General features: G+C 45.7%; 9 protein-coding genes. 3 read left to right on the plus strand and 6 right to left on the minus strand.

What is annotated here, in order from left to right:
* Positions 1-2 precede the first annotated feature (2 nt).
* The 4 genes from ACWB0I_RS05425 to ACWB0I_RS05440 form a co-directional block, all read right to left on the minus strand.
* Positions 3-1,376, minus strand: a complete 1,374-nt coding sequence (locus ACWB0I_RS05425) for an NAD(P)(+) transhydrogenase (Re/Si-specific) subunit beta (RefSeq protein WP_479387023.1) — start codon at positions 1,374-1,376, stop codon at positions 3-5.
* A 12-nt stretch (positions 1,377-1,388) separates the two neighbouring features.
* On the minus strand, positions 1,389-1,685 hold the full coding sequence (locus ACWB0I_RS05430; protein WP_479387024.1) for an NAD(P) transhydrogenase subunit alpha part 2: 297 nt from the start codon (positions 1,683-1,685) through the stop codon (positions 1,389-1,391).
* Between the two features lies 1 nt (position 1,686).
* Positions 1,687-2,823 carry a Re/Si-specific NAD(P)(+) transhydrogenase subunit alpha gene (locus ACWB0I_RS05435; RefSeq protein WP_479387086.1) on the minus strand — a complete coding sequence of 379 codons (1,137 nt, stop codon included), beginning with the start codon at positions 2,821-2,823 and terminating at the stop codon, positions 1,687-1,689.
* Positions 2,824-2,994: 171 nt separating this feature from the next.
* Positions 2,995-4,530, minus strand: a complete 1,536-nt coding sequence (locus tag ACWB0I_RS05440; protein ID WP_479387025.1) for a UbiA family prenyltransferase — start codon at positions 4,528-4,530, stop codon at positions 2,995-2,997.
* A 157-nt stretch (positions 4,531-4,687) separates the two neighbouring features.
* On the opposite strand from ACWB0I_RS05440, the gene ACWB0I_RS05445 reads away from it, so the two are divergent.
* The 3 genes from ACWB0I_RS05445 to ACWB0I_RS05455 all read left to right on the plus strand — a co-directional run bounded on the left by ACWB0I_RS05445 (position 4,688) and on the right by ACWB0I_RS05455 (position 10,105).
* Positions 4,688-7,051 (plus strand): hypothetical protein, encoded by a 2,364-nt coding sequence (locus ACWB0I_RS05445; protein WP_479387026.1) that lies wholly within the window; start codon positions 4,688-4,690, stop codon positions 7,049-7,051.
* 15 nt (positions 7,052-7,066) lie between these two features.
* Complete coding sequence (locus tag ACWB0I_RS05450) at positions 7,067-8,824, plus strand: ABC transporter substrate-binding protein (RefSeq protein ID WP_479387027.1); 1,758 nt, start codon at positions 7,067-7,069, stop codon at positions 8,822-8,824.
* Between the two features lie 393 nt (positions 8,825-9,217).
* The gene (locus ACWB0I_RS05455) at positions 9,218-10,105 is read left to right on the plus strand and encodes a Clp1/GlmU family protein (protein ID WP_479387028.1); all 888 of its coding nucleotides are present in this window, start codon (positions 9,218-9,220) and stop codon (positions 10,103-10,105) included.
* 964 nt (positions 10,106-11,069) lie between these two features.
* On the opposite strand, the gene ACWB0I_RS05460 is transcribed toward ACWB0I_RS05455, so the two are convergent.
* Together ACWB0I_RS05460 and ACWB0I_RS05465 are read right to left on the minus strand one after the other, a co-directional pair.
* Positions 11,070-12,230 carry an ROK family transcriptional regulator gene (locus tag ACWB0I_RS05460; protein WP_479387029.1) on the minus strand — a complete coding sequence of 387 codons (1,161 nt, stop codon included), beginning with the start codon at positions 12,228-12,230 and terminating at the stop codon, positions 11,070-11,072.
* A gap of 3 nt (positions 12,231-12,233) precedes the next feature.
* A complete protein-coding gene (locus ACWB0I_RS05465; RefSeq protein ID WP_479387030.1) occupies positions 12,234-13,262 on the minus strand; it encodes a uroporphyrinogen decarboxylase family protein in 1,029 nt (342 codons plus the stop codon).
* Positions 13,263-13,401 lie beyond the last annotated feature (139 nt).

The following is a 13,401-nucleotide window of genomic DNA, read 5'->3' on the forward strand; positions in this document are numbered from 1 at the left end:
TTTTAGATGTTTTTGATTTCTTTCACCAGTTCGGTCACCATCTCTTTGGCATCGCCAAAGAGCATCATCGTTTTAGGATCGTAAAATAATTCATTGTCAACTCCGGCAAACCCGGGACTCAAACTTCGTTTAATAATCATAACTGTACGTGCTTTGTCCACATTTAAGATGGGCATGCCGTACAATGGACTATCTTTTTGGGTTCGCGCTGCCGGATTAATCACATCATTAGCCCCAATCACCAGGGCCACATCCGTGTTCTGGAAATCATCATTTATCTGATCCATTTCATAGAGCATATCGTACGGCACATTCGCTTCGGCTAAGAGGACATTCATGTGTCCGGGCATTCGACCGGCTACGGGGTGAATGGCATACCGCACCTGAATGCCTTTTTCCATTAACAACTGAGCCAGCTCATGAAGCACGTGTTGTGCCTGCGCCACGGCCAGGCCATATCCCGGGACAATAATGACCGAGCGGGCGCCGTCCAATACAACAGCGGCATCTTCGGCCGTGTACTGCGTCACTTCCGTTTTGTCCTTGCGCGCTCCGCTGCCCCCATCAGCTGTACCAACTGCAGCAAACAGCACATTGGTCAGCGAACGATTCATGGCCTTGCACATGATATTGGTTAAAATAATTCCCGAAGCGCCTACCAACGCGCCGCTAATAATCAAGACATTATTGGAAAGCACAAAACCGGTCATGGCGGCCGCCAGCCCCGAATAGGAATTCAACAAAGAGATCACCACCGGCATGTCCGCGCCACCGATGGGAATCACCGAAGTAATGCCTAAAACAGAAGCCACGGCAATGATGATCAGTAAAAAGGTCTGTGCCGAGGGATTGGCTACAAAAAAGCCGCCCAGCGCCAGCGCCACAATCAGCAGAAAACCATTTGCGAATTTTTGGCCAGGAAAGGTAATGGGCGCGCCCGTCATCAGGCCCTGCAATTTAGCGTAGGCCACCAAACTTCCAATGAATGTGACCACGCCGATTAACAAACTTAAAACCAGGGTAATACTGACATCCAAGGGCATGTGGGCCCCCACACGAACGTACTCGGAATAGGCCACCAGGGCCGAAGCAGCGCCGCCAAAGCCATTAAACAGTGCAACCATCTGCGGCATGGCCGTCATCTCTACGGTTTTAGCCGCATAAGCTCCAATGGCTGAGCCGACAATCAAGCCCGCAATGATATAGGTAAAATCCAGGATATTTTTATCTAACAAAGTCACCACAATAGCGATTAACATACCCAACATGGACAAAAAATTGCCCTTGCGTGCTGTCTTTGGGGATCCTAACCATTTAAGTCCCAGAATAAAAAAACTGGCAGAAATTAAGTAAACAATATTCGTAATCGTAACCATAATTCAGCTCCCCTACCTTTTTTGCTCAGTTTTATCTTTTTTAAACATTTCCAGCATGCGGTCTGTGACCATGTACCCGCCAACCACATTAATGGTCGCTGTGATTACTGCCAACAGCCCTAAAATTTTGGCCAGTTGATTGTGACCGGCTCCGGCACTGATCAATGCCCCAACAATAGTAATGCCGGAAATGGCATTGGAACCCGACATCAACGGCGTGTGCAGGAGCGGCGGAACCTTTGTGATCACTTCAAAGCCCACGAATATGGCCAGCACAAATATGTACAATGAAACCAAAATACCTTCCATTTTATTTGCCTCCTTTTTCTAATGCCTGGGAAACCAGCTCATTAACCACCTGTCCGTCGCGCGTAACACAAGATTTTAGGGTGATCTCATCATCAAAGTTGAGTGCTTCCTCTTTAAACAGTTGCTTGAATAAATTACTTACTGTTTTGGAATACATCTGACTGGCATGCACAGGTACAGTTGCCGGCAAATTAACTGCGCCGTAGATTTTGACGCCATGTTTTTCAAATGTTTTACCAGCTTGCGTCAGCTGGCAATTCCCGCCCTGCTCAGCTGCCAGGTCAATAATTACCGAACCCTGCGGCATGGATTGGACCATTTCTTCTGTAATTAAAATCGGCGCTTTTTTACCAAAAATCTGTGCGGTAGTAATCACCACATCGGTTTTGGGCAAACGGGCCGCAATGGCTTCCTGTTCCTTTCTCAAAAAGGCTTCGGATTGCTCTTTGGCATACCCACCTTCGGTTTCCACCTCTTCTTCCGGCAACTCCATTTCAATAAATGTAGCGCCCAAACTTTGCACCTGCTCGCGAACAGCCGGGCGAGGATCAAAAGCCTCTACACGCGCCCCAAGACGCCTGGCCGTAGCAATGGCCTGCAATCCGGCCACACCGGCTCCCAAAACCAGGACATTGGCCGGCGGAATGGTGCCGGCTGCGGTCATCAACAAGGGAAACATTTTGCCGACCATATTGGCGGCAATCAATACGGCTTTATACCCGGCTACCGTTGCCATGGCACTTAAAGCATCCATGCTTTGAGCACGCGAAATTCGGGGCACAAATTCTACAGCAAAACTGGTTACCTGACGCTCGGTTAATATTTTAATCACTTCCAGATTGCTAAAGGGGGCCAGGTAACCGATATAAACAGCCTTTCCCTTAATTTTTCCGGCCTCTTGCGGAGTTGGCGGCTGTACCTTTAAAACAACATCCGCCTGTTCAAAAAGTGTGGCCGCATCAGCAACAATCGTTGCTCCGGCCTGCTGGTAATCCTCATCCTTAAAACTGGACTTTAAACCGGCCTCCTTTTCAACCAGCACCTGATGGTTCATTTTGGTCAGCGCTGAGACCATGGCCGGCACCAGGGCAACCCGTGTCTCCCCTTCCTTAATCTCCTTTGGAACTCCTACTTTCAACATTTACCTCCCGATTTATTGATTCATTTGAATTTCTGTAAATTGCACATACTGGTCATTTCCAAAAACCATCTCCTTCCCCCCGATCCAGGATAGCTCGTCTACTGATGGGGCGCGTTCTTAGAAATAACTTTAAAATTCATCTTGCGCCCAATTCGTATGCATTCGCTCTCAACTTCCTAACCAGAACGCAAAAACCAGCAACATTCCGGTAAAAAAATGCAAGCCGATGGTCGATACGTTTACGCGTAACAATTCGTAAGGCAACCTGGAAAAATCGGCATTGGGACTGTTCCAGGCTTTTAACCATTCCTTGCCCCATTGCACTGCCTTGTAAAGCAGCGCTGTGGGTAAAAGGGCAATGACCACATAAGGCGTAGAGAGCTGAGGTTTGATGATGCCCAGAACAGCTAAAAAGATAATAAAGGCAAAACTAAACACATTAAAGGCCACATAAAAAGCAAAGGGCCCCTCGTACAAAATTTGATTATTCCGGATTTTGGCTAATCTGACCACCCAGGTATTTTTCCCCACACGGGCATCGGCCGGGGCATCCTGGAATTGATTAATCCAGACCACCAGCATAATTAAAATAGCTATTGGAATAGAAGCCAGCAAAGGCCGCGTAAAATGCCAGAGATTTAGCTGGTTGTGTATTAAAGGCTGGCTTAGGACAAAATGCGTACCAAGCACCATAACCGGCCCAAAGCCCAGAGCAATCGATAGTTCTCCCCAGCCATGATAACCCAGGCGTAAAGGGCTCCATGTGTAAAACATGCCCAAAAAGACCCCGGCAATACCAATCCACAACAAGGGACTGTTGCCCAGAAAACTTCCGGTAATTTCACGATTCAAATAGAAGCCGATAGCCACGGTTAAAACGAAGGCCAACACCGCAGCAAACAAAATTTTCCACGGCCTGATTAAACCAGCCTGAATCATTCGGCTTCCGCCATTAAAGGGACTGAACCATTTATTGAATTCATCATTTCTGGAAGTGTGATCAAAGTAATCGTTGGCCAAATTGGTACCGGCCTGGGCCAGAATCCCCCCGATGAACGTCAGCCAGAAGAACTTCCAGTTCCACAGGGCAGCCAGTCCAGCGTATTTCAAATCGCCAAAGGCAATGACCGCCCCCAACAAAATTGGCACAATTGCTGCGGTAAAAAATGGAGCCCGAACGGCGCGAATCCAGAGCAGGATTCTTTTCAGAACTGACTGCAGCGCTTCGGAAACGGATGAGATTTCATTTTGAGGCAGCTCCTTGAACTGAAATTTTTCATCCGCGTAAAAATCCACGTATTTAATAAGCGTCGGTTTAATTCGGTAATAGCCAATAACCTTATTTTTAATCAGGAAAGGATCGTCCATGTACTCTTTAAAGGCAGTTGTAGTTTGCAGAATCAAATCGTGTGCTTTTTTGATTTGTTGCTCATCCTTGATCTGGAAACAACGCCCTTCAATCTGCAAGCCTCTGATGCCTTCCATCCCTCTGGGCCAGATGACAGCCTGCACTCTGGGATTAACGCGTATTTGTTCGGCCTTACGCGTGGGATTAAAGGTAAAAAAAATCAAATCCTGGCCATCCCGGGCAAAAAAGACCGAAGAGGCAGAACTGTTACCATCCACCGAAGTGGCCAATGTCATTCGATCCGCCTCGTTCAGGATGGAATCAATATTTTGGTCCAAACGATTTTCTTTTGCCATGGCAGCTCCTCCACGTTCTGGAACTAAGTTTGTGTAAACGCTTTTAAGCCTTAGTTTTATTTCGTGAATTTAATAAACTTACATTTAGAAAAAAAGAACATTGTATTTTAAACAGATTTTAACTAATTTTTAAAAAAATCATCGAAAGGGAGCCAAGATGAAAAAACTATTTAGTATGCTGTTGATTTCACTCTTGCTTTTTAGTTGTGCCGCTTACAAAGAACTTAAACCCAAACCTGAAATTAATCCCGTAGAAAATGGCTATATCGAAATTTTAAAGGACGCCAAACACTTTGAATTGAAAAAAGATAAAAAATATTTCATCGTTTTCCCACCGTCCATGCAGCCCAATTTCTACCTGATACTAAAGATTCAGAACAAACACCTTTTGAATTACTACCTGAGCGAAACATTTGACCAGGGCAAAGGACGCATTGTGGAAATTCCGGATGAAAGCCCGCAACCGGAAGTAGAGACGGTCTATCCCATTTCCAATCATCTGCTGCGCTACTATCTGGTCATCGATCTGGTAACCCGGGACATGGTTCTAAACATGGAATATCGTTACACAGCACGCTGGCGCTACAAATTTGAACGGGAATATGCCTCCTTTAGCCAGACCCTTTCGGAGAATTCCATCTCTCATGATACCTATGAGGCCCTGGGGGTCTCGTTGAGCGCTGATGAAGTGGACTGGCAGAAAGCGCTTAGCGAAGTCACCAGCAAATTAGATGCCTTAAAAAAACTGCAAACAGAGCTCAAAAAGATTGAACAAATATTTCCGGCCAATATTCTAAATACCACTGATGAATCCTATCAGAACTATTTGACCTTAAAGGAAACCCTGGAATCAGAGATTGAATTTCAACAAAAGTACCTGACTCTGGCCAGCCTGCTCAATTCCGAACGCCAGACGCGCCAGGATATGGCAGCCTTCTTTGGCACAGTTCCTGCTTTTATTCAATTTTTTGAGCAAAAAGATCAGTTCAGTAAAAATGTGTGGATGGCTGTACGTGATGTTTTAAAAAATCGCCTGGATGAAGTGGTGCCCTATTACGAATCGCAATTCGCTCAAAAAAGGGATAGCAAAGCCATCGAGTCGGCTCTGCCTCAAATAAAATCACTGATTCCTCTGGCCGGCTTAACCTTTGATGAAGGCTTTAAGCGCCTTGCTGCTTTTGTAGAGGGCTACAATCATACCGTAAATCAAATTGAAAATGCCAGAAAGACATTCCAGGCAATCGTCGAAAAGGCCGAGCGCAGAAAAAGCATGCCCGACAACATGTTCTTTTCCGAAATCGTTACCCGACTTTCCAAATTACAGTACACCCTGCCCAAAATAAATCATCCGGGATTAAAACCTTACGCCCATCTCCGATGTGTAAAACTTTTACAAAACGATTTAACACAACTCGCCGCTCAGATCAAACAAAAACTGGCAAAATACCGTCGGGCCGATTCCATTGTGCCCAAAATTAACGTCATGCGCGATCAAAATAACATTCGCGGCGTGTTAAGTTTACTCAAAAAGAATCCCGATCTGGACTTCCTGTATCCCATGTACCGCAGCCTTGACCAGAGCTCATTAAAATCACAGGCCAACAGTATTCGCAAGGCCCTGTCGTTGGGCGATTTTACAGCCGCCGAGCTAACATTAAAATCGCTGTACAATGACCGTAATTTTGTCGACTACCAGGCCATTTTGCCTCAAAAGAAAAAAGTAATTGCCAAACTGCAAGACTCGTTGATCACGGCGATTGTGAACCAGTCCAGGCAACGGGCTCTGAAATTCATTGACGAAAACATTACTACTCTGGAAAACGTAGATGATCTGTACAACAATCCGGCCTTTTTCCCGGTTCATGAGCCGACCTTTTACGCCTACCAAAAAGAGAAAAATCAGCAAAGAATAGCCGCCTTACACCAGGAGCTGGAACGGTTAAAAACGGTGGTCTTTCCGGAAAAGGCCATCCGCAAAATTTACGATCTGTTTGTAGCCAACCCACAAGAGAACGGCGTATTGAAAGCGCGGGCCATTGTCGCCCACGGCCAATATTACAAGGGGACCGACACCGCCATTAAAAACCGCATTGCCGAATGTGATCCCAATATTCCAAAGCTGCTGGACAAGCCCAAACACTATCGGCGCGTTTTTGCCCTACCTGTCACTTCCAATCTTTCGGGCGAAAACGAGTACCTGATTAAGATTAATTTGCGAATACCCTCCCCTGCTCAATACCCCATTTTTGACGTTTATTTAAAATTGCCCGAAGAGCTAGCCAATACGGCAGGCAGCCAGCAATGGTACAAGACAATTCGTTTTAACGGTAAAGAGATTAAAAATGAAGATCGTTTTACCATTGTGGCTCCCGGCCCAGAAAATAATTACGAATGTCAGGTCGGGCCGTTACAAATCATTAAAACCAGCAACAATATCCTGGAAGTGCGTTTTACCAGAGACGCTTTCAATGTTTACCAGATTAGTGTGATGGCTCAAAAGCCCATCATCAAAAAGCACTAAAGAAGGAGATTTCAGATGCAAGTGATGTCACAAAAAGGCTTTGTTGATAAAAAATATTTACTCATCGGCGGAGGGATCGTCGTTGTTCTGGCCGTCGTTCTCTATTTTATTTTTGCCAAAAATTTAAAAGATCAGATCGTTATTCCCTACATCTCGCATCAAAAACCGATCATGGATCCCCATATTCCGAGCCATATCCCTATTTCGGACAAGATTGATGAGCTGTTGTACGATGGACTGTTTAATATCTCGGCCAATCCCAGTGGGGTCACTTACGAGGAAGGACTGGGAGAATTGGTTGGTATTGACGCCAATAACGTGGTTACGGTGCGCTTGAAACCAACGGTAAAATGGCACCAGAGTTTTAAGGTCTTTTTACATAAAGACGATATCGAAATCACCCCCACCGAGGCCGTTTACTTTATTGCCAATGACCTGCGATTTACATTAAAACGCATTCAGCGCCTGGGTAGTCTTTCTCCGGATTACGTTCTGGTTGGTCAGGCCGTAGAGAATTTTGATTTCAGCGGTCCGGATGAGAACAACGAAATTCACTTTAAATTTAAGGGAGATCGCATCTGGAATGAAAATGATATTAAAGAAGTGCTCTCGTTCAAAGTGCTACCCCATACCGCAACCTACAACCAACTCAATTACACCAATGGCACCGGGCCCTACATGTACGCCGGTGAATACAAAGATGTAATCTACTTCCCCAAAAATCCTGCCGGCCAGGCCAACATTTCCAGGGTCGTTTTAAAGCCCTACATCGATAACAGTACATTTACCACCGAACTGAGCAGCGGGAACATCAACTGCCTGTTAAGCACGCCGTTTGGCGCCCTTTCACCTATTTTACAGGACAGCAGCGACTTCTTTTACAAATCGAACATCAGCAATACGTTTTTTGCCATCTTCTTCAACACACAACGCCTGAACAAAGCCCAGCGCCAGGCCCTGAAAGCGCTGATCGACAATAAGAAAATCATCAATCGCTTTTACAAGGTGGGCACAAAACAACAACGACACATTACCGATTTTCAAGGTCATTTCGACAATTACGACGACTACCTGAATTACAGCGTTTTTCCATCAACCTCCTATTATGTACAGGAAAAAATTGTCATTCCTCCCAAAAACGCGCCGTCTGCCGACCTTTTTGCTCTGACGGATTCGTTGAGAATCGTAACCTGTCTGAATTACGGCTTTCGTGAGGAACTGGCGGAACTCGTACGCATTTTGAACGATCCGCAGATTAGCGGCGGTAAAATCAAAGCCCTGGCTGTAAACAACGAACAGATTAAACAGGGCAATTACGATGCCGTAATTGTCCCCATAACCAACTATCGCAGCAACCTGTTGTTCGATTTGTACGACATCTTTTTACGTGAACCCGATTTCTCGACGCACAAGATCAATCTGATTACCGATTCTGATGAATATGGTCAACGTTCGATTAACTTACGATCGTTTCAGGCTGACAAAAATTTCTTCCGACTGGATGCGCTCCATGCCGGAGAAGACCGTCAGGAAATCGTAAAATTTTTGCAAAACATTTACACCTTCATGTCCACTCGCGAAATTGGCGACAAACAAGCTTTTGCCCGCTTTATTGATGAACAGGAACACCAATTGGCTCTGGGTAGCTGGCTATTTTCTTTACCCTCGCTGGCCTATTTCAGCACGCAGTTTGATCCCCAATCCATCGACATTTACGGTGTTGCCTCACAACTCTCTACGATTGAAAAATGGCGGGAACGCAAGGAGAAGTAGAAGCAAGATTAAAGATTAAAGCCGTGGTAGGCTTTGCTGGTTTGAAGTAGCTTTGACCCACCCCTTAGTCCCCTCCGAAGGAGGGGAGACAAAATTTCCCTCCTGGGAGGGGCACCACAAACTCCCCCTCCTGGGAGGGGTTAGGGGTGGATTCGCCTCAAAGGAAAAAAGAAGCAAGATTAAAGATGAAAGAGTAAAGAATCAAGGCTCAAGCTGAAGCTCGAGTTACAGGTGAGTTGAGGGATATTTGAAGATTACAGCAATTTGATTTGTATTTTCTTCAAAATTGCGTATATTTTATTAGCAGATTTACCAGACTCAGTAAAAATTTAGGGCATTCAAAATTTCTTAAATACATTTTTTGTCAGTTCAACTAACTTGGTTGGTTGGAAAATGATTCAAAAAGAACCTTTTTGGGACGATCTGCTGGATGACATTAGACGGAACTCCTATGGTGTACTCTATGTTGTTGGCAATACCGATTGCGGGAAGACTTCTTTATCCCGTTACCTGATTGAACAAATGATTCCTGAAAAAACGGTAGGACTGATCGATTGCGACCCCGGGCAGTCCAATCTCGGTCTTCCGACCACACTCAACGCCGGTATCTTTGAAAAAGGGAACGGGAAAACCCCACAACAGATTTTCAGTCGCTTCATTGGCGTTACCACGCCTCAGCAAAAAGAATTGCATTGCCTGCTTGCCTTACAACGACTAAAGGAGAAAACACAGCAATCGGGATGTGAATTTACAGTTGTGGATTCTTCCGGTTATTCCATGGGCCCTCACGCCGTTGAATTTCAGGCAGTTATCATCGAAGCGCTAAGGCCCGATCTGGTTATCCTTGTGGAACATGAGAATGAATTGGATCCGCTTGCCAATCATATTTCAAAACTGGATGGCATAGAAATTCGTCGACTACCGGTTTCTCAATACGTTACGCCCCGCAGCATGCCTGTCCGCCGCGAATATCGGGAAAACAAGTTCCGGGATTATTTCCAGAACAGTGATTTGAAAGTGGTCGATATCAGCCATATGTTGCTCTGCGGATCCATTCCGGAACGCTTTACCGTGCAAACCGTACGTGGGCGGCTCATTGCCTTTCTGGACAGCGAAAAATTTGTAGTGCGTGTGGCAATCGCCCGCTCTATCTACGATAATGACCAGATTTGTGTCTGCCTGGTACCGGAATTTGACAGTGAAAAGGCTACCTTTTTACAAATCGGTGACCTCTTCCTGGATCCTGAGCTCAAAGAAGACCATTCAAGACAGATCAGCTAAAAATCTTAACCGCTATTCGAAGTTGGTCTTGCCTGTCTCCCTGTTCATTTCTTAATGTACTTCCCTATTCTAAAAAGGGATGGTGGCTTTACTCATTCAATCAGTACCTTGCAACCCAAAAAAACTTTCCGCAAAAGGCATGATTAGAATGCTTCCTTCAGAAGATGTAATGCAATAGCGTGCTAAAATTTTTGTGCTGTGTGAAGAAATAAAATTGTTGAATTGATGTTTTGTTGATTTGTTGAATAAGCATCGGGCTGACATTCAGAATTCCCATTTATCGTGAATGGGGCCATGAAAGAAAATCTTCAACACAGGTGGTAAGCCTTCCCCCTCTCCCAGATTTTTATTCTGGGAGAGGGGGATCAAGGAGGTGAGGGCTAATTCGTGAAATGACTTCTGCTGTTGGAGGAGTAAAGTTAAAGTATATGAGTGTAATAGTTAAAAGGTTCCCGGGCACCGGCCTGTCATTTTTAAAAAAGTTTTTTGGTTGCGGCTCTGTTGCCTTAGTTAAAAATTACGAATTATTTTTTGAAGGGGCAAGTTGTGCCTGTGCAGGCATGTCATTCGGAGCCTCCAATTTATCGGGGGCAAGGAATCCCTTTCATTATTCAAGGGATTCCGGCTCTCGCTGGCTTACTTTCTTACGGCTAAGAAAGATTTCTCCGCTCTGTCCCGCCCCAGTCGGAACATTAGCCGAAATGACAATCAGGCAGGGCCTGTGCCGGGTACCTTTTCTTAAACAAACATTTCCCTTCCCTATTTCTGTCTAATAGGCCAGCCGGAAGGGTCGGTCAAGCATTCTACATTGGAACAAATTTTTACACGCTCAGGTGTTCGACCTTTTGAAAGAAGTAAGCTAAAAAACATTTCCGGCTTTTAAAGAAAGATGGTACTGGCAAAGAGCGCTGCCTTCTCCTAAAAAACAGATTTTTCTTTCCCATAGAAACAACTTGTCTGCCAATTACCTCTGGTACACCTCGCTCAGCACTGTCACTGCAGCGCCCAGGGCATTGGTGTACGTACCAAAGGGCGAACACATGACCTCTGGCCGCTGGAATTTTTTCCCGCCCCCTATCTGTTCCATTCTGGACTGCAAATCCGTTGCCAGTTCCGGCCGCAGGTCAAAGATATCTCCCCCAACCACCACAATATCCGGGTCCAGCAGGCTAATCAATAACTCTAAACGGGGCACAAGGGGCTCCAGCAAAAACTGCCAGAAGCGTCGGGCCAGGGGATCATCCTTTTTTGTTAAATGCTGGGCCAGGTCAAGAACTTCTTTTAAGGTGGCCTTTTCCTTTATTAGCTTGATCAAAGGATGATCCGGACTCTCCAATTTTTGGATCAGACTGCTGAAAAAACGATCGTCAAACAGGGCTCCTGGCCATTCTCCCGTGGCATTTTGCTTTCCGCGATAGAGTTGATGGCCAAAGATAAATCCCGCGCCCATACCGGAAAAGCACTGGTGAATGGTTAGATAGATGATATTGCGCGCCTGAAACAGCTCAGGCATCATCCACTTAAGACCCAATGCCCCCATATTGGATTCATTGTCCAGATAGACGGGAAAGGGTAACCCGGCAGAAATCATGGCTTTTAAAGGGAAAGAGCGCTGACTAAAGGAATAAGAAGAGAGAACAAGCCCGCCTTCAAAATCGACTACTCCAGCCAGTCCAATTCCCAGCCCCAAAATTTGCTGAGTCTTCACACCGTGCCGCGTCATAAATCGTTTAAGCCGATCCTTAAAAAAGGCAACCTTTTGACGATCACTGGTCTGGTTTGTGAAGTGGATGATCTCTTTGGACAGCACCTGCAGATTGAAATCGATTAAGGCCAGACGAATTTGCGTGGACAACCACTCCACGCCAATGGCTTTTCCGTAATGGGGATTAATATCCCAGAGGGCCGGACGCTTTCCACCTTTGACGGTGGAACTTCCCATCTCCTTTCTGTTAATCTGCTTTTCCGCTTCCAATTCTTTTAAAATATTGAGCACCGTAGCGGTTTTCAGACCGGTCATCTGACTTAAACTCCTGGCAGAGAGTCCCTGATGCATGCGCAACAAATTGAGAATATGCTTCCGATTGAGGCTTTTTAAAAATTGGTGATTCCCACTCTGAAACATGATCTAAAGCCGTTCTCCATATTGGCGGGCAGCCTGGATCAGAGCCAGATAATTTTCAAATGGAACGTAATCCGGAATACTGTTTCCGGACCCAACGCAGTAACCGCCGTTGTAAGCCGCCACCTCAATATGGTGTTTAACCACGTTTTCAATGTCCTGCGGAGTGCCACGAGCCAGCAAATCGACATCGATACCACCGATTAAACAGAGCTGTTCGCCATACCTCTTTTTCACTTCGGCTAAATCCATAGCTTTGGGCTCAATTGGGTGCAGGGCATCGACCCCACAGTCAATGATTTTGTCCATCACATCCCATAATAGACCATCGGTGTGGTAAATGAAAGGTTTACCGGACTTTTTCGCAAGATCGCCAATCGTTTTCAACCAGGGGAAAAAATAGCGATCCAGAACATCGGGGGGCATGAGCAGCCCTGTGCTAAAGGCAATGTCATCGCTGTACCAGATGGCATCCACCACCTCACAGTCCGCAAAAAATTCAAACATGGACACAATCAATTCACCAATTTTCTGATTGAGGGCCTGAACCAATGATGGATTTTCGAACAAGGCCAGGGAAAAGCCTTCAAAACCCATTAATTCCCAGGTCATGGTAAAAATATCGCCGTACTGCCCGATCACGCCCATCCCATCTGGCAACAAAGATTTAATCTGTTCAAAAACGGAATAATTAATGGCCCTGGCGTCGGGTAGTTCCAGGGCCTCCAGATCCGAAAACGAAGTAACCAGTCCCTGCCCTTCATTGGCCCAGTCATAAGACAATGTACCATCCAGTTTAGCGCCAAAGGCAGAATCCTGAGTGGTGCCGCTTAAACTGAACTGTACTTCCGGTTGTAATTTAATGTAATCATACCCTGCTTTGTACCAGAATTCCACTTCATCTTTAAGCGTCCTGATGGGGCGTTTGAGTAGTTGCTCCTTTATCTTTGGATGGACGCCCAATTCCATCATGGGTACATATTCCGCTTTTTTTCTTTTCAAAGTTTCCAGTAGAACCTGAATGTTGGGTCGCATTTGTTACCTCAGTGTCATTTTCCTGCGCAAAAGCACTTTAAGTTCTCCTCCCCCCCGGACTTCATCTGCCAGAGCAGGTATTCTTTTAAATCGGTGTCTATTGAAAACCATGCTGGCTCCCACCACTCTTTCAGAAGCC

This window comes from Caldithrix sp., from assembly GCF_056497305.1.